The following is an 18,995-nucleotide window of genomic DNA, read 5'->3' on the forward strand; positions in this document are numbered from 1 at the left end:
TGGGCAGTGATACAGTTTTAGTAAGATATTAAACCAACAAAACCTATAGGATATATTTTGATTGAGAGGATGTTGAGGATGGGACTCAGGTTAAGTATCTTGGATCAAAGCCCGATAGGAGAAAGGGAGACAGCAAATCAGGCGTTTCATAATACGATTAGGCTTGCGCAAAAAGCAGAGGAACTGGGCTATTACCGGTTCTGGGTGTCTGAGCACCATGATTCGGATAAACTGGCAGGTTCTTCGCCGGAAGTACTCATAGCTTACTTATTAGCTGTTACGAAGCAGATTCGTGTTGGATCAGGCGGCGTGATGCTGCAGCATTATAGCCCGTATAAGGTAGCAGAAAATTTTAATGTTCTGGCTGCTCTTGCCCCAGGACGTGTCGATCTTGGGATAGGCAGAGCACCTGGGGGCTTGCCGCGTTCCACTCGAGCGCTTCAGCAGAACGAATCCGGGAACAGTCCATCGTTAGGAGATAAGCTCGTATTATTAAAGCGATTGCTGGCTAATGAGCTGGATGCAGAGGATTCCTTGAATGGTGTCAGAGCAACCCCTCTACCAGAGCAGCCAGCCGACTTATACTTGCTCGGTGCCAGTGTAGAAAGTGCTGAACTGGCGGCAAGTCTGGGTATTCCTTACGTATTCTCGCAGTCGTTCAATGGAGAGAAAAAAACGATAGTTGAAGCGTTCGGGCTATACCGTTCGCACTTTCAGTCAGGATACCTGAAGCAATCCCAAGCAATTCTCGCGTTATCCGTCATTATAGCTGATTCCGACGAGGAGGCAGAGCAGCTGGCTGCAGCTAATTCGAAGATTTTCAAAATTCATTTGGAAAGCGGACGCACTTTAACGGTGAAAAATAGGGAACAGATCAAGGAATATGGACGGCAAACAACTGAGCCTTACACCATTCAGGAAACGCAGGCAAACATCATTCACGGCTCCAAAGAGACAGTACGTCAGAAGCTGATCGCCATTCACAACGAATATCAAATTGAGGAGATTATTGTGACTGTGGCATTAAATGAGTTTGCACAACGACTGTATGCTTATGAGCAGCTGCAGGAGGCTTTTGCACAATTAAAGGTCTAAGGATTCCTATTATACGATTGCGAGGTGCTTACCATAGGAAACTCAAGAAAGTTGAAAATTGGAGCGATGCTGCACGGACCTGGTGGTCATATGGCAGCTTGGAGACATCCCGATGCTGTGGCGGATGCAAGTGTAAATTTTGATTTTTATAAGCAGCTTGTTCACAAAGCCGAAGCGGGTAAGCTGGATTTGGTTTTTGTGGCAGACGGGTTGTATATTAACGAAATCTCGCATCCGAATTTTTTGAACCGATTTGAGCCGGTTGCCGTTTTATCCGCTCTGTCAGGAGTGAGCTCACACATAGGGCTAGTCGGGACACTCTCCACCTCTTACAGCGAGCCTTACACGGTTGCCAGACAGTTCGCAACGATCGATATGATCAGCGGCGGTCGTGCGGGTTGGAATGCAGTCACTTCTCCCTTGGAGGGATCAGCTTTAAATTACAGTAAAACCGAGCATCCCTCTCATGAGCTGCGATATCGAATCGCAGAGGAATATTTGCAGCTAACAAAGGGGCTGTGGGACTCGTGGGAGGACGATGCTTTTGTTCGCGATAAGCAATCCGGTCAATTTATAGATCCTTCCAAAATGCATCGGGTTAACCATCAGGGTGAATTTTATTCGGTGCAGGGCCCGCTCAATATAGCCAGATCCAAGCAAGGGCAGCCTTTAATCTTTCAAGCGGGATCGTCGGATGCGGGCAGAGATCTGGCTGCGAAAGAAGCTGATGCCATATTTACTGGACATGAAACGATAGAGGATGCCAAAAGCTTTTATCAGGATGTGAAAAGTAGGGTAGTCAAATTCGGACGTTCTGCCGGTGATGTACTGATATTCCCGGGTATTAGCCCGATTGTCGGGTTTACTGAGGAAGAAGCCAAAGCGAAGTATGAGCAAATTGCCAATCTTGTGGATATAAACGTCGCCTTACATTACTTGGGACGGTTTTTTAATCATTTTGATTTTAGTCAGTTTCCGCTGGACGAACCGCTGCCGGATCTTGGGGATTTGGGAAGTGAAGGATTTAAGAGCACGAGTGATTTCATTAAAAAATTAGCAAAAGAAGAAAACCTCACCTTACGTCAATTGGCAATCCGAGTAGCTTCGCCAAGAGGCGGGTTTACAGGAACGCCCATACAAATTGCCGATACGATACAACGCTGGTTCGAGGAGGGAGCAGCGGACGGGTTTATGATCGGAAGTGCCGTTCTGCCGACGGGATTAAATGATTTTATAGATCATGTCGTTCCTATCTTACAAGAAAGAGGTTTGTTCCGAACCGAATACGAAGCGGATACGCTGCGTGGCAACCTGGGTTTGCCCTTCCCGCAAAACCGATACACCTTGGCAAAATTGAATAAAACGGAGTCTGTTGAAGCTGTAGCGGAGCATCATATAAATTGAATTATTAAATAATAAAATAGAAAAAGCCTATTAGACGGTCTGCAGCGGCGTGTGATAGAGTAGGTTAAACGAATAATTCATACTAAATCGATACGAATTATTGAATATGATTAAGGAGGAAAATGAAAGATGAAATTTGCATTGTTTAGCCTGATGATGAACATCCCAAACGCTGTAACCGGGGAAACCTTAACCTCACAGCAAAAATTTCAGAACGTGTTGAAGCAGGCAACTCTTGCCGAAAAGCTTGGCTATGAAGCTTATGGTGTAGGTGAGCGGCATGGCGCACCGTTCCTGTCCTCCTCACCGCCATTGGTATTGACCGCTATCGCAGCCAATACCTCCAAGATTCGGCTGCTTACAACAGTAACGGTGCTGAGCGTACTGGACCCGGTACGGGTGGCCGAGGACTATGCAACACTGGATCATCTCTCTGGAGGCCGGTTCGAGATGATTATCGGCAAAGGGAACGACCCGCGGCACTATCCGCTTTTTGGCATTAGTGAGGAAGAGCAGTGGGAGTCTCTTGCCGAACGTTATGCGCTTCTCAAGCAGCTATGGAATGAGGAGAATGTCAGCTGGCAAGGACGCTATCGCTCTCCGCTGAACCAAGTCACTACACAGCCGAGACCGTTTCAGAAGTCGATTCCGGTGTGGCATGGCAGCGCATCAAGTCCACTATCCACTGAACTGGCGGCCAAATATGGAGAGCCGATTTTCTCATCCAACGGCTTTCATCCGCAGGCTAAATATAAAGCGCTGATCGACAACTACCGCGAACGCTGGGCCTACTACGGGCGAGATCCCAAGGACGCAGTCGTGGGAGCAGGCGGAGGAGGCTTATACCTGGCGAATACCAACGAGGAAGCGATCAAACGTTATCGCCCTTATTACGATGCTTTTCACAATACGGCATCGGCTCAGCACAATCAATCGCCCTTCAAGGATCTTGAGGATAATATTCAGAATGGACCTACTCTCGTGGGCAGCGCTGATCGTGTAATCGAAAAAATCCTGAATTACCACGAGGCTTACGGTCATCAAGTGCTCAGCATCAGTGTGGATGGCTTGACTGAAGCGGAGCAGCTTGAGCAGGTAGAACGGTTTGCCGCTGATGTCATGCCGGTTCTGAGACGCGAAATTCCAAGTACAGTTTGGGATAACAAACCGTTGACATTGCAGCCAGTTGCTCACTAAGAATAGAAGGGAAACCTAGAAGAGGCTGCCGGACAACCGGAGACTTTTAGGCGCTGCAGCAGCAGCGTTCTGAAAGTCTTTTGCTTGCTTTCATTAGGCTGTGGATGCTGAAGTTCCCGATTTACAATCGGAATTTGTTATTAATGAATAGAAGAACTCTATTGGACGGTCGGAAACAGTCATGGTATGTTAAGTATTAATTTAATACCAACTAAAACAATGTGATAAGTAGTAATTATGAAGCAATCATTATACAAACAATTGTTGGGAGGGACCCGAATGAGTTTAGATCAAATACCAGCATACCTGGATACGCATCGTTCATTGGTTCAAGCGATTGATGGACTTAATCAGGAGCAATTGAGATGGAAAGCAGCACCCGAATCATGGAGCGTAACAGAGGTCATTAACCACTTGGCGGACCATAATATCGTCGTTTCGTTTCGTATTCGTGATATTCTCGCGAATACGACAGCTCAACTGCCCGCTTTTAATCAAGATGCCTGGGTTAGTGGACAGAAAGCGAACGAAAGTGAAATCGGTGAAATTCTGGAAGCTTTCCGTGCTCTGCTTCAATATAACAGCCTGCTGTTCGGACGATTGACGGAAAAGGATTGGGAGAAAACAGGTATCAATTTCAAGGGTGAAACTGTGCGAATCACCGATATCGTAGCCGGATTTATCAAACACGTGCATTACCATATCGGTCAGATAGATCGGATTAAGCAGGCATCGGCGGCTGTCAATCATGCAGGGGCTGTACATTTGTAGAATATGTTTGCGTAGTACGGATTGACGAGAAGACGAACACGAATAGGGGATAGATGATGAAGACTATTTTGGGATCCAAATGGATCAAATCCACAGCGTTTTTCGTGGCTTTAACCTTAGTATTGGCAGGCTGCTCGACGAACAAAGGGGGGACGGAGGCCGAGAAGACGAGCGGCGACAAAACGGAAGTCAGCAAGCCAGTCAAGGGCGGTACATTGACCTTCGCTTTGGCAACTTCACCCGATAAACTGGACCCAGGTGCCAGTGGCTTTGCCGTATCACATCGGGTGTTCCGGAACATATTCGACAGCTTGATTTTCCAAATGGCTGACGGCTCGTTTCAGCCTTGGCTGGCGACCAGCTGGACCAAATCAGATGATGGTAAAACGTATACGTTCAAACTTCGCCAAAACGTTAAATTTCAAGACGGTACCCCGTTTAACGCTGCTGCGGTCAAAGCAAATTTTGATCATGTCGCAGCAGTAACAGGACAAGCGCGTTCATTGCTGGGTCCTGTCTCGTCCTCGGAGGTTGTGGACGATTACACGATCAAGGTGAATCTTTCCCAGCCGTTTGAAGCATTTCTTAGTGGGTTAAGCTCCGCATTCCTCGGTATTTCTTCGCCGACGGCTATTCAGCAATTTGGTGATCAATATGTAAAACATCCCGTCGGAACGGGCCCGTTCAAATTTGTGAAGTGGACGGAGAACGATGAGATTACACTTGAGAAGAACCCGGATTATAACTGGGGACCACCGGGTGCTGACAATAAAGGACCATCTCATCTCGACAAGCTGACATTTAAGATTGTACCGGAGGAAGCGACCCGGATCGGCAGCGTACAAAGCGGACAATTGCTTGCCGCCGAAGCTGTACCGCCGCAAAATATAGCAGCTCTCAAAAATGATGCCAAGATCAAGGTGGATCAAGCGGCCACGAACGGAACGGCTTTCTCGCTTTACTTCAATTTACGTAATGAACCGTGGAACGATCCCAAGGCACGCCAAGCGGTCCAGCTTGCGGTAGATGTAGACACGATTGTCAAAACGCTGTATTTAGGTACCTATGAGCGTGCCTGGTCCTCGTTTACGCCTGGCTTACTCGGATATGATGCGACACTGGAGAATCGCATTAAGCCGGATGTAGCAAAGGCAAACCAACTGCTGGACGAACTGGGCTGGAAAAAGGGAGCCGATGGCATTCGCGAGAAGGACGGTAAGAAGCTGACCCTTCGCTATCTGGACGGATCGCCAAACCGTGAGAAGCGCAATGATATTGCCGCAATTGTCCAACAACAGATCAAGCAAATCGGCATTAATACCGTATTGAATATCACAAAGGACACGAATACACCGCTGTTGGATGGTTCTTATGACCTTTGGGGCAATTCTCAGGTCAAAGCCGATCCGGATGTGATTCGTAATATTTTCCGTTCGGATAAGGAGTTTTCTAAAGGAGGCACGAATTGGGCACGTTTGGCTGATCCGGAAATCGACAAGCTTCTCGATCAGGGTGCTGCGGAATCCGATCTGCAGAAACGGAAGGCAATTTATGGGCAAATCCAGCAATACTTGATCCAAAAGGCTATTATTCTTCCAATCTACGTATTTCCTTATACGGTAGCTCATCCCACAACAGTAGAAGGACTGAAATATGATCTGCTCGGTTACCCACTGTTCTATGATGTCAGTATCCGTAAATAATTGAAAGGGAGGAAAGCTACATGACCGGAACCATCGCAACCCGCTTGTTGACCTCCTTGCTCGTTGTCGTCGGTTCGTCGATGCTGGTCTTTATCATTATGTATGTGTTGCCCGGCGACCCGGTACTTCAGATGCTGGACGGGAATGCAACAACACCGGAAGCGATCGCGGACATGCGTCATCAGATGGGTCTGGATCAACCGTTCTATGTCCAGTTTTTACACTACTTCGTTGAGCTGCTTCATGGGAACTTTGGGATATCAAGAATCAATCATGATGAGGTGCTTCCCAAAATTTTGGCGCATGTTCCGGCGACGTTAGCCTTGACGCTCGTCAGCGCGGTAGTGTCCATCGTAATCGGAATCCTGCTCGGCGTCCTGTCTGCCATACATCGCAACGGTATTATCGATATTATGGCGAGGTTCGTCGGATTGTTTGGGATCTCGATGCCTTCGTTCTGGACGGGGATTTTATTGCTGCTGCTGTTTTCCATTCAGCTGGGTTGGTTCCCCGCAATGGGCTCGGATGGTTGGGACACGCTTGTCCTTCCGGGTCTTGCCCTGGGATTGGTCGGAGCCGGTTTTATTGTCCGAATGGTCCGTAATACAATGCTGGAAGTGCTGGGAGAGCCATTCATACTGACGCTACGTGCAAAAGGATTGGCGGAACGTGCGGTCATGTATCGACATGCCCTACGAAACTCGCTCATACCTGCGCTTACGATGATAGGCGTCATGATCGGTGAGCTGTTGAGTGGAACTGTCGTGATTGAGACCGTGTTTGCAAGGCAGGGAATCGGACGAATCCTTGCCGATGCGATCATAGCGAAGGATATGCCTGTTGTACAAGGTGTTGTCTTTTTCACGGCGATCATCTATGTCGCTGTTAATCTGCTTGTGGATGTATCCTATACATTCGTCGATCCGCGCATTAGGCGGTCGCAATAAGATGAGGAGGAACCGGAATGAAAGAAGCAGCAGCCCTTAAACCGATGTGGAAGATCGAACGTAAAAGGATTGTGCGAAAATGGCATATTGGCGCATCGGAGCTGTTTCTGTATGCTGCGGGACTGATTGTGCTGTTCCTGATCGTGTGTGCGATCGCACCGCAGTGGATTGCGCCCTATTCCCCGACCAAGATGGATGTAGCTAATTTACTGAAGCCGCCCGGTGCGGGTCACTTGTTAGGAACAGATTATTTAGGAAGGGATGTTTTCAGTCTTGTCGTGTATGGAAGCCAGGATTCACTTCTGATCGGATTTGCATCCGTCGTGGTTGGCGGGCTGTCAGGTGCCACATTAGGGGCGTTATCCGGCTATATCGGAGGATGGATTGACCAAGTCATCATGCGGATTATTGAGGTGCTTATGACGATACCGGGTATTCTGCTGGCACTTGCCATAGCAGCCGCGCTCGGGCCGAGCTTGTTCAATGTTGTGCTGGCCATAGCCGCAGCAACAATTCCTCGGTACGCCAGAGTGATGCGCGGTCAGGTTCTCAGCATCAAAAACCGGCCATTTGTGCTCGCCTCGCGTTCGATCGGCAGCTCGGGTATCCGAATATTCTGGAAGCATGTGCTCCCTAATTCACTGGCTCCTTTTCTGGTTATGGCAACGATTGGTATTGGAACTTCAATTCTAGCCGGATCCGGGCTTAGCTTCCTGGGTCTAGGAGTTATAAAGGAAATACCAGATTGGGGGACAGTCCTGGCACAGGGACGAGGGTATTTGACCGTTGCCTGGTGGATATGCACGTTCCCAGGTCTTACCATTGCCTTGTTCGTACTGTCTGTTAACATCATCGGTGATTATATTCGGGACGTATTGGACCCGAAAAAAAGCGGCGGCTAAATCGTAGGAGGCGGCTTATGACCCAACCATTATTGACAATCGATCGGTTGACAGTGGAGTTTCCGTCCTCAGGCGGCTCCATTACGCCGATTACCGACGTAAGCTTTCAAATCGGTCGTGGCGAGACCGTATGCCTTGTCGGGGAGTCTGGCAGCGGCAAGACGATAACATCCAAAGCCATTATGAGGCTAATTGAGTTTGATAAAGGCCGCGTTGCGACAGGCAGCGTCAAGCTGGATGGTGAAGAGTTGACAACGCTGCCCCAGAGTGTACTCCGGGCTATTCGTGGCAAGAGGGTTTCGATGATTTTTCAGGAGCCGATGGCTGCGTTCGATCCGGTTTTTACCATCGGTACCCAGCTCGTTGAAACGATTCGCCGTCATGACAAGCGAAGCAATAAGGAGGCGCGTGAGCAGGCGGTTGAATTACTGCGTCGCGTCGGATTTCCTGAACCGAAGCTTCGTATGAACCAATACCCGAACGAAATGTCGGGTGGGATGCTGCAGCGGGCGATGATCGCGATGGCGCTCGCATGCGGTCCGGAGCTGCTCATCGCAGACGAGCCGACGACAGCGCTCGATGTCACGATTCAAGCGCAAATATTGCGTTTGTTGAATGATTTAAAGGCGGAACTGGGTATGTCAATCCTGCTAATTACGCATGATCTGGGCATAGCTGCGGAGATAGCAGACCGGATGATCGTCATGTATGCAGGCAGGATTGTCGAGCAGGCACCCGCCGCCCGTCTCTTTGCACAGCCACGGCATCCTTATGCAGCCGGATTGCTGCGATCTATCACAACGATGGACAGCGACCGCAATGCTCCCTTGTATACCATAGAGGGAACACCGCCTAATGTAGCGGATTTTCCTTCGGGCTGCCGCTTTCATCCGCGTTGTCCATTGGCTACAGAGCAATGTCGAACTGAAGTACCTCCGCTTAGAGGGTCCGATGGTCACGAAGCTGCTTGCTGGCATACCGAAGTTTTGGTAAGCGCTATGGCTCTTGGTCAGCCCGTCACAAGTCCCGCTGCAACGAATACAGCCATTGAACACATCAATCAGCTGGAGCCTGAACAAGATAGACTGAGCAAAGCTAAGCTGCTTTTTGAGGTTCGTGGGCTTACAAAGCATTACGCGGTTAAAGGAGCTTTTGGACTTACGAAAGCTGTTATTCATGCCGTCGACGATGTTTCATTTACGATCCGTGAAGGCGAGACGTTTGGACTTGTCGGTGAGTCGGGAAGCGGAAAGTCCACGCTCGGTCGCGTTCTTATCCAGCTGGAGAAAGCCACGGCTGGTCAAGTGTTTTTTGGCGGCGAAGAGCTGACAGCAATGGATACCAGCAGACGGCGAGCGGTAAGACGCGATATGCAAATGATTTTCCAGGACCCGTACGGATCTGTTAACCCTCGCTGGACTGTAGGTGAAACGATCGCAGAACCGCTGGCCGTTCATGAAGCGTTAAGTCCTGCAGAACAAAAAGCCAAGGTGGAGGAGCTGCTGCACATCGTTGGCCTGAATCCTCAATGGGCTTCCAGATATCCACATGAATTTTCAGGTGGTCAACGTCAACGTATTGGAATTGCGCGTGCCATCGCACTGAACCCCCGATTTGTGCTTGCCGATGAGGCTGTATCTGCTCTTGACGTCTCGGTTCAGGCGCAAATTGTGAACTTGATGCAGGAACTGCAAAATCGGCTCGGTTTAACCTATGTGTTCATTGCGCACGGGTTAAACATTGTCAGACACGTATCCTCACGAATCGGGGTTATGTATCTCGGCAATCTGGTTGAAGTGGCACAGGCCGACGAATTATTTCGTCATCCAGCCCATCATTATACGGCTGCGCTTATCGCGTCCATTCCTTGGCCTGACCCGACAAGAAAGAAAGAGTTCGCTGCTATTCAAGGAGAAATTCCTTCGCCTGCGGCACCACCATCAGGTTGTCGGTTTCATACCCGTTGCCCTGCGGTTACAGCGCGCTGCCGAGAGCAAGCGCCCAAGCTGGTCGAGATTACTAATGGTCACTCGGTGGCCTGCCATTATCCATTATAGGAGAATATGCATGAGCAGCGGTGAAAAATAAAGGAGGACAAATACAATGAAATTCGCTTTAATGAGCCTTATGTTGAACACCCCGAACGCCATCACAGGGGAAACCTTTACGACCCAACAGAAATTTCAAAACGTGCTGAAGCAGGCTGTTCTAGCCGAAGAGCTGGGCTTTGAAGCTTATGGAGTTGGTGAGCGGCATACCGCGCCATTCTTGGCATCCTCACCGCCAGTCGTCTTAACCGCGATCGCTGCGAGAACGTCGCGTATTCGCTTGCTTACAACCGTAACGGTACTGAGTGTGCTCGACCCTGTTCGAGTTGCCGAGGATTACGCCACGCTTGATCATCTTTCAGGAGGGCGAATTGAGCTGATTATCGGCAAAGGGAATGATGCCAGTCATTATCCGCTCTTCGGCATAACTGAGGAGGAGCAGTGGGAATCACTTGCTGAGCGTTATGCACTCCTCAAGCGCTTATGGAATGAGGAGAACGTCAGCTGGCAAGGTCGCTATCGTTCACAACTGGATAATGTCACGACGCAGCCAAGGCCTTATCAAAAGTCGATACCTGTATGGCATGGCAGCGCGTCAAGCACCTTCTCGACTGAATTGGCAGCCAAATACGGTGAGCCCTTATATTCCTCCAATACAATACACCGCCAATCCAAATATAAAGAACTCATCGATCATTATCGCGAGCGTTTGGCTTTTTACGGACATGATCCGAGTAAGGCAGTGGTTGGCTCAGGTGCTGGAGGCAGCATTTACTTGGCAAAAACGACAGAGGAAGCGATCAAACGCTTTCGCCCTTATTACGATGCGTTTCATGGCCGACTTAAAGCGCCTCATGACAGATCCCCCTTCAAAGATCTTGAGGATAATATTGAAAATGGCCCTATCTTGGTAGGCAGTCCGGAACGTGTGATCGAGAAGATTTTGAACTATCATTCCGTGTTTGGAAATCAAGTGCTCAGCATCAGTGTGGACGGACTGACCGAAGCGGAGCAGCGTGAGCAGGCCGAGTTCTTCGCAACCGAGGTCGCACCGGTTCTGCGGCGTGAGATTCCAAGCACAGTGTGGGAAAATGAGCCGTTAGCTCCGCATAAAGACTCGATTACGGTACAGGCAGGGTAAGGAGATCCCTACACGATGACATCTGAATGGCTTGTGAAAGAAGCAGAGCAGCTGCTGCCACAGCTGATCCATATACGGCGGGAGCTGCACCGCTATCCCGAGCTGTCAATGCTGGAGTATGAGACAACCCGCAAGGTTCGGGCTTATTTGGAGGAGCAAGGCATACGGACCCTTCCAATCGATTTGCCAGTCGGCGTATTGGCGGAAATTGAAGGCAGCGGGCCAGGACCAACGATTGCGTTGCGGGCGGATCTGGACGCATTGCCTGTTAAGGAAGAGACGGGTCTCCCCTTTGCCTCAACGATTGACGGCAGGATGCATGCCTGCGGCCACGATTTTCATACGGCTGCTGTACTTGGGGCGGCTATTCTGCTGCAGCGAAATTCCGAGCGATTTCATGGCCGGGTTCGATTAATCTTTCAGCCTGCTGAAGAGAAAGGCACCGGGGCACTGGAAATGATCAAAGCGGGAGCATTGGATGGCGTTCAGGCCATATTTGGCATGCATAACAAGCCAGAGCTGCCTGTCGGAACGATCGGATTATCTCCGGGTGCTTTGATGGCGAGTGTGGACGGATTCGGGCTTAAGGTAACTGGAAAAGGCGGTCATGCCGCTATACCGGAAAGAGCGATTGATCCAATTGTTGCCGCCAGCGCTATCGTTGGATCACTTCAGACTGCTGTCAGCCGCAGTATCAGTCCGTTTGACCGTGCGGTCGTCAGCATCTGCAGCTTTCGTTCTGGTTCAACCTGGAATGTTATTCCTGATGACGCTATTCTGGAGGGCACTATTCGTACCTTCAATCCCACCATTAGAGAACGTTTACCGCAGCTGATTGAGCGGATTTCTAATGGAATCGCATCGGCATATGGAGCAGTGGCTGAGCTCAGATGGCATACGGGGATTCCAGGCGTTCATAATGATCCGGTTATGGTACAACGGGTTAGGCAAGCTGCAGAAGCGCTGCAGCTTACGATAGTGGAAGCTACGCCGAGCACAGGAGGCGAAGACTTCGCCTATTATCAAACCAAAGTGCCAGGCTGCTTTATCTGGATGGGAACAAGTGGGACGGAGGAATGGCATCATCCCAAGTTCACCTTGAATGAAGAAGCTTTGGCACCTGCAGCTTCCTTGTTCGCATTAACTGCCATACATGCGCTGCACAGCTTAGGCGAGCACGATTTGGCAATAAAGAAACAGCCCTGAGTGCATAGCCAGAATAGAACAATTTCAAGCTATCCATTCAATGAGCCTGACTTCAACAACGGCTGAACCCCATCCCCATGTCCTTGCCGATACACCCGCTTATGGGTTTAAACAATGACCTAGCCGCAGGCTGGGTCTTCTTTATTTGATGTGGTAAAAGTCAGTAGTAGTAGAATGAGGAAACTTGTGGTATAGTAATTTGTATTAACTGTAATGATTGCTATGACAGTTGTTGAGGTAAAGCATGAGCTATACAAATATTTATATAAAACGGAGGTAATAAGGAATGAGTAATCAAGATACACAATCATCCACGAAGGTAGAGCCGTTGTTTGAACCGTTGTCGATAGGAAAATTGAAATTAAAAAACCGGATCGTCATGGCTCCAATGACTCGAGCTTTCTCACCTGAAGGCGTGCCAGGGCCTGACGTGGCTGCTTATTATCGTCGCCGTGCAGAAAATGGCGTGGGTCTCATTATTACTGAAGGTACTTTAATTAATGATCCAGCTGCTACGAATAATCCTAATATACCTAATTTCCATGGGAATGATGCATTGAAGGGTTGGGCTGAAGTTGTAGCTCAAGTCCATGAGGCGGGCGGGCTCATTATGCCACAGCTTTGGCACATCGGTACGGATCGCAAGATTGGTGCCATTCCTAACCCTGACGAAAAGCCGATTGGGCCTTCAGGTATCGACATTGCAACTGGAGAGAAAGTCAATGAGCCTATGAGCGAATCCAGAATCGCGTCCGTTATTGCAGCCTACGCACAAGCAGCGGCTGACGCCAAACGAATTGGTTTTGACGGTATTGAGCTTCATGGGGCACACGGCTATCTGATTGATCAATTTTTCTGGGAGAAAACCAATCAACGTAATGACAGCTACGGCGGTGATTTGGTGAAACGAACTCGTTTTGCAGCTGAAATCATTGCGGCATGCCGTCGCGCTGTAGGCCCGGATTTCCCTATTATTATACGTATATCGCAATGGAAATCATCGGATTATCAAGCCAAATTAGCAGAAAATCCGGATCAACTGGCTCAGTTTCTTTCACCTTTAGTGGAAGCAGGCGTTGATGTGTTTCATTGCTCTACACGTCGTTTCTGGGAACCGGAATTTGAAGGTTCTGATCTTAACTTTGCTGGTTGGGTCAAGAAATTAACCGGAAAGCCAACTATAACAGTAGGTTCGATAGGACTTGATAATGATTTTATATCTGCCTTTAAAGGAGAAGGAGCAGGTGCGGCCAGCGTAGATACCTTAATTGAAAAGCTCAATAAAAATGAGTTTGATCTGGTTGCGGTTGGTCGTGCTTTACTAATTGATCCTGCTTGGGCGTCCAAAATCCGCGAAGGCAGAACGGAAGAGCTGACACCGTTCACGCCGGAAGCTTTACGCACATTGTTCTAATAGTGTCCATGCAGCTCTAATTTAAGGACTGGGAGACCCTGAATCATAGGGGAATCCCGGTCCTTTTAGCTTAAAAAGCAGTAATTGCAGCAATAGAACCAGTTGATTTTAATTTGAATTTGTAGGGTACAAGTGTATAACCATCAAATCATCATCCCAGTATTGTCCATGGCTTTTCATCGCATTTCGTTCGGTCCCATACGTAGTAAAGCCAATGGATTCGTAGAGTTTTTTTGCTGCTTGGTTGGTGGATACTACAGTTAAGTTGATTTGCTCGAGTCCCGGGCATTGCTTGGCTTGTTGAATTAATTCGGTTAGTAGAGCATTACCGATGCGTTGTCCACGGTATTCAGGGCACACATACATAGCATAAATAGTACCTTTATGTGTAATCTTGGGATTACTTTCACGCACAAAGGTAACGATTCCTGCCAACTCCTGAGTCTTGGTAAAGCAGCCTAACGTAAAATTCATTGCTGTACGCTGCAGATTTTGTTGGAATGCCTCAAGAGGTTTGGCCTGCTGTATGTCATAGGTGGTTAAAAAGGCTTCTGGATTTTCTTGAAGAGAACGTAAACGAAGCTGGCGATATATGTCAGCATCTGCTGGACCCAGGTAGCGAATATTCATAAGATACAGCTCCTCTATAATCCCATTCAATTCGATAAATTGTTACAATTATACATCTGATGTACCTATGATACAAGGCATTGCAATGGGCGGATTTCAGTAAGGAAATGATCAATGATACAGGTTGCAGAACCTGGATAATGATGTTAATATAAAAATGACTGATGAGTCAGTCATAAATTATTGTTCAGGTACTCAGAGGGGGAACGCACAGATGGGTGAAGATAAAAGGGAAAGTATTATAGAGGCCGCGCTAAGGCTCTTCGAGGATCAGGGATATCACACTACGAAGGTTTCGGATATTGTGCATAAAGCTGGTGTAGCCCAAGGGACCTTTTACTTGTATTTCAAAAGTAAGGAGGATCTATTTCGCAGCATTGCTGAATCGTGCCTCGGCCAAATTGCTGATGCGATCAAGCAAAATTGTACAGGCGACATGAAGGAAGAAGCACTCTATCGGATGATACTGGAGTCACTGCGCGTGTATTATAATAACAAAACGATTTTGAAAATTTTAAACGGGCATGGGGCGGCTTCTACGGAGATTGCAGATATTTCGGATGCTTTTTATCGTACGATTATGCTCGTTATCAAGCAATCCTTTCTGGATTGGGGGGCTTTTCCTAATTACTCGGATGCACAGCTTGAAATTGCGGCCTATTCGAAAATAGGCATGGTGGAGTTGGTGGCGTACCAGTGTTTTGTCGTTCAAAATTACGATACTACACATATTGAATCCATAGCTCAAGTACTCGCAGGTGTTAATGCGCCATGCCAGTTGGAGTCGACGGAAGCGGGTGACAAATGATCACCAAATTACTGAAGTACCGTAAAGTGACACTTTTGTTTTTCGTAGTGGCGGTACTTATGGGCATTGTGAATGTATTTACGCTCAAGCAGCGGGAAAATCCGGAGATCGAGATCACAACGGCCATAGTCAAGACGATTTATCCGGGTGCCTCACCGGAGAAGGTAGAGCAGTTTGTTACCCGACCGTTAGAGCAGAAGATCAAGGAAATGAGCGATATATCGATTCTCAGTTCAACCTCCATGGCTAATGTGTCGATTATTAATGTGGAAGTCAAGCCGGAAACCGATATTAAGCGAGCCTGGGATACGCTGCGACAGAAGGTTCAATCTGCCGATAGCGAGCTTCCTGCTGAAGCCAATAAGCCTGAGGTTAATGATGATTTAGGCAAAATTGCCGAGCAAATCCTGCATTTTGTCGTTCAACAGCCAGAGCAATTAGAACCTCTGCGGCCCGTTATGGAGCAGTGGAAAAAACAGCTAAGCACACTCTCGGGTGTGAGCAACGTGGACATTATCGGGCTGCCGGAGCAGGAAGTAGCCGTGATTATTGATACGGATAAGCTGGATACGTTCAAGCTGCCATGGGGTATTGTTGCACAGGCGCTCACCAATCGCCATGATCGTGTACCACTCGGTATGGTTGATCAAACAACGAAATCCTTTTATGTCAACATGCCTGGAGAGTGGAAGTCGGCTGAGGATGTTGCGAATACGGATATTTTGGGACTGCCTAACGGCAATACATTAAAGCTTAGAGATGTTGCAGATGTTAAGCTTCGACCTAAGAAGCAAGAGGTCAGTATTGTACATAACGGTAAACCGGCTCTCGATCTTGTTATTAACGCAGAGAAGGGTGCAGACATTCCTTCCTTGCAGAAGCGTATTGATGTGATGGTATCCGATCTGAAGTCTAAATTACCAGAGCATGTGGAATTGGTGTCCTTGTTTACGCAAAAGGAAAGTCTGGATCATTTATTCACGGATTTGGGCCAGGAGCTGCTGACCGGGATCATCGTTGTTATCATTGTCTGCTCGATGGGACTTACCTTTGGTACATCCTGGGTGGTGGCGCTGGCTATACCGATTTCGATCACAGTCGGGTTTATCCCACTCGAGTTCCTGGGTATCGACTTAAATCAAATCACGGTTGTAGCGATTGTTATCGTTCTCGGGATATTGGTTGATGATGCGATTGTTGTAAATGATAATATCCAGCGGCGGCTGCAGCTGGGCGATACACCAGAGCAGGCTTCACTGCTCGGTAGCCGCGATGTTGCAGTATCCATCCTGACGGCTACGATTGCAACGGCTGCAGCATTTTTGCCTCTGTTATTTCTCAAGGGCAATATCGGAAGCTTTATTCGACCGCTGCCGGTTGTGATTTCTTTGACCTTGGCGGCTTCCATGGCGATGTCATTGACGGTCATTCCGATTTTTCGCCAATGGGTAGGTGAGCGTGCGCTGCGGAAGCAGCAAAATAAACAAATGGCTACCAGGAGCGCCAAGCTGGCTAAAGCCGATCCCGAATCGATTGAAGCCGATACCCGTTCTGCCCAGGACGAGCTCAAGCTGGTCGAAGAGCATTCTCCGGGGCTGCTGGGTAAACCGATACAACGGTTAAGTACCTTCTACAGTAGGCAAATATACGTATTCCTGAAACGACCACTGCTGACGGGAGTTGTTGCCTTACTAGTGGGTACCAGCAGCTTCGGCCTGCTGCCGTTCCTGGGCGTTCAGTATTTCCCTCCTGCAGAAAAGGATGAGATGCTGATTGATTTCAAGCTGCCGACAGACCGCATATTTATGGAAACTGAATTTACGATGAATAAAGCTGCCGACTGGATACAGCATCAGCCGGGCGTGAAATTCGTCACTGCCTATTCGGGCCGAACAGCGCCCAAGTTTTATTATTCGGAGTCCGAGCATACCGGTACGAACGTAGGGCAGCTCTTTGTCAAAATCGATCCCAAGGTGATTCATACCAAAGAAGTGATAAGCAGCTGGCGGCAGGAGCTGAGGCAACTGGTCCCTGAGGATATCGAAATTACACCGCGGGAGCTGGAGCAAGGTCCACCCGTGGGAGCGCCTATCGCGATTCGTATCAGCGGGGATGATCTGGATCAATTACGTCAGCTTTCCAATAATATTCAAGAACTATTAAAGCAAATTCCCGGCACAACAAGTGTATCTGATGATGTCGGCGGTGACATGAATACATTTGAGATGAAGGCTGACCCCGCTAAGCTGAATCTTTTTGGAGTCAGCGATAAGGATTTGACAAGGACGCTGCGAATGGCTACGGAAGGCTTGGAAATCGTCTCCATGCAGCAGGGAGAGAAGCTGATTGATGTGACCTTATATGCCAAGGCACGCAGTGCAGATCCTATTGACACGATGAGCAAGCTGTTTGTACCCACACAAAAGGGTGGAACGATAGCTGTTCGTGAGCTTGGCGATATTCGTTCGAGCTCGATGATTAAATCAATTCATCACCGTAACCAAACCAGAACGATTATCGTCAGAAGCTACACGCAGGATCGTCTGCCTGATGCCGTCATTAAGGATGTCAAAACACAGCTGAACAGTCAAACGCTGCCTGCAGGCTATACCGTTGAGTATGGTGGGGAAAATGAGGAACGCAATGACGCTTTCATCGCGATTGGCAAGCTGTCGATCATTGTTTTGCTGCTGATTTATATTTTGATGGTTATGCAATTTTATTCATTATCGATTCCGCTATTGATCTTATCAACCGTATATTTAGCAGCTGGTGGTGCTGTTATCGGTCTGTACATTACGAATTCGCCTATCGGATTTATGGCTCTCATGGGCTTGGTCAGTTTGGCGGGAATAGTCGTAAGGAATGGAATCATACTAATTGAATTTATCGAACAGGCCAGAAAACGCGGATTGCCGCTGTATGAAGCTGTGGCGGAAGCCGGAAGAGCCCGACTTCGTCCTATTCTGCTCACCATGGCAACAGCCATTGGCGGCCTGCTGCCGATGACGATTATGGGCGGCAACCTGTGGAGACCGATGGGAATCACCATTATCTCAGGCTTGATTTATTCGACGATACTAACTTTGATTGTCGTACCTTCCTTATTCGTTATTCTGGAAACGTGGCGCGAGAAGCGAGCTATCCGTAAAGGGATCGCTATTCACGAATAGTTCTTAATTAGGGCCGTAAAACGTGATAAACGGACGATAAAGCCGCATTTCATTTGCTAACGCTTTGCGTAATCAGGTATACTTAATTTATATAAATTATGTATATATGGAGGTACTCTGATGGTTCAAGTGTTCGTTTTTTTACATGTACTTGCGGCTATAATGATGGGGATTTATCTGCTGCTGCCTTTCCTGTCCATGCGAATTCAAGCGCTGACAGGCCAGGCACAATTCGGATTTTTGAGCGTATTGTTCGCTGTGAACCGGACAGGTCAGCTGGCACTAGTGATTGCGTTATTATCCGGAGGCTATCTGGTCAGTAAGGTCGGAAATTCCGTTGCATGGATGATTGTGTCTGTCGTGTTGTTCCTTGCATTGGGTGCGTTAACGGGTGTACTAGGTGGAGCTATGCGTAAAGCATTGTCAGACCCTTCCGGATCCAAAGTCAAGGATCACCTAGGCAAGATCAAATCGATGAGCGTGATCTGTGGAATCTTGTTTTTCCTGATCGTCGGCGTTATGAAGTTTCCTTTTTAAAAAAGATGGGTTGTTTACC

15 protein-coding genes are annotated in these 18,995 nt (G+C 48.3%); 14 read left to right on the forward strand and 1 reads right to left on the reverse strand.

Going from position 1 to position 18,995, the window contains the following annotated elements:
• Positions 1-78 precede the first annotated feature (78 nt).
• From OB236_RS33070 to OB236_RS33120, 11 genes are all read left to right on the forward strand, one after another.
• Entirely contained in the window at positions 79-1,095 is a 1,017-nt protein-coding gene (locus OB236_RS33070) for an LLM class flavin-dependent oxidoreductase (RefSeq protein ID WP_262687844.1), read from the forward strand.
• Positions 1,096-1,161: 66 nt separating this feature from the next.
• Complete coding sequence (locus OB236_RS33075) at positions 1,162-2,499, forward strand: LLM class flavin-dependent oxidoreductase (RefSeq protein WP_408638548.1); 1,338 nt, start codon at positions 1,162-1,164, stop codon at positions 2,497-2,499.
• 129 nt (positions 2,500-2,628) lie between these two features.
• Positions 2,629-3,696: an LLM class flavin-dependent oxidoreductase gene (locus tag OB236_RS33080; protein ID WP_262687845.1), complete on the forward strand. Its 1,068-nt coding sequence runs from the start codon at positions 2,629-2,631 to the stop codon at positions 3,694-3,696.
• Between the two features lie 279 nt (positions 3,697-3,975).
• A complete protein-coding gene (locus OB236_RS33085) occupies positions 3,976-4,467 on the forward strand; it encodes a DinB family protein (RefSeq protein WP_262687846.1) in 492 nt (163 codons plus the stop codon).
• 56 nt (positions 4,468-4,523) lie between these two features.
• On the forward strand, positions 4,524-6,170 hold the full coding sequence (locus OB236_RS33090; protein ID WP_317259404.1) for an ABC transporter substrate-binding protein: 1,647 nt from the start codon (positions 4,524-4,526) through the stop codon (positions 6,168-6,170).
• A 20-nt stretch (positions 6,171-6,190) separates the two neighbouring features.
• A complete protein-coding gene (locus OB236_RS33095) occupies positions 6,191-7,117 on the forward strand; it encodes an ABC transporter permease (protein WP_262687849.1) in 927 nt (308 codons plus the stop codon).
• A gap of 17 nt (positions 7,118-7,134) precedes the next feature.
• Positions 7,135-8,019: an ABC transporter permease gene (locus tag OB236_RS33100; protein ID WP_262687850.1), complete on the forward strand. Its 885-nt coding sequence runs from the start codon at positions 7,135-7,137 to the stop codon at positions 8,017-8,019.
• 17 nt (positions 8,020-8,036) lie between these two features.
• Positions 8,037-10,076 (forward strand): ABC transporter ATP-binding protein, encoded by a 2,040-nt coding sequence (locus OB236_RS33105; protein WP_262687852.1) that lies wholly within the window; start codon positions 8,037-8,039, stop codon positions 10,074-10,076.
• A 46-nt stretch (positions 10,077-10,122) separates the two neighbouring features.
• Positions 10,123-11,208 carry an LLM class flavin-dependent oxidoreductase gene (locus OB236_RS33110; RefSeq protein WP_262687853.1) on the forward strand — a complete coding sequence of 362 codons (1,086 nt, stop codon included), beginning with the start codon at positions 10,123-10,125 and terminating at the stop codon, positions 11,206-11,208.
• Between the two features lie 15 nt (positions 11,209-11,223).
• Positions 11,224-12,414 carry an amidohydrolase gene (locus OB236_RS33115; protein WP_262687854.1) on the forward strand — a complete coding sequence of 397 codons (1,191 nt, stop codon included), beginning with the start codon at positions 11,224-11,226 and terminating at the stop codon, positions 12,412-12,414.
• A gap of 286 nt (positions 12,415-12,700) precedes the next feature.
• The gene (locus OB236_RS33120) at positions 12,701-13,828 is read left to right on the forward strand and encodes an NADH:flavin oxidoreductase (protein WP_262687855.1); all 1,128 of its coding nucleotides are present in this window, start codon (positions 12,701-12,703) and stop codon (positions 13,826-13,828) included.
• A 108-nt stretch (positions 13,829-13,936) separates the two neighbouring features.
• Here OB236_RS33120 and OB236_RS33125 read toward each other — a convergent pair whose 3' ends face one another.
• Complete coding sequence (locus OB236_RS33125) at positions 13,937-14,458, reverse strand: GNAT family N-acetyltransferase (protein ID WP_262687856.1); 522 nt, start codon at positions 14,456-14,458, stop codon at positions 13,937-13,939.
• Between the two features lie 214 nt (positions 14,459-14,672).
• Here OB236_RS33125 and OB236_RS33130 point away from each other — a divergent pair, with 214 nt between their 5' ends.
• From OB236_RS33130 to OB236_RS33140, 3 genes are all read left to right on the forward strand, one after another.
• Positions 14,673-15,266: a TetR/AcrR family transcriptional regulator gene (locus OB236_RS33130; RefSeq protein ID WP_262687857.1), complete on the forward strand. Its 594-nt coding sequence runs from the start codon at positions 14,673-14,675 to the stop codon at positions 15,264-15,266.
• Positions 15,263-18,439, forward strand: coding sequence for an efflux RND transporter permease subunit (locus tag OB236_RS33135; RefSeq protein ID WP_262687858.1), 3,177 nt, complete (start codon positions 15,263-15,265; stop codon positions 18,437-18,439). Before OB236_RS33130 ends, OB236_RS33135 begins: the two co-directional genes overlap by 4 nt.
• 120 nt (positions 18,440-18,559) lie before the next feature.
• Complete coding sequence (locus OB236_RS33140; RefSeq protein WP_240416166.1) at positions 18,560-18,976, forward strand: hypothetical protein; 417 nt, start codon at positions 18,560-18,562, stop codon at positions 18,974-18,976.
• Positions 18,977-18,995: the final 19 nt, after the last annotated feature.

This window comes from Paenibacillus baimaensis (assembly GCF_025567575.1).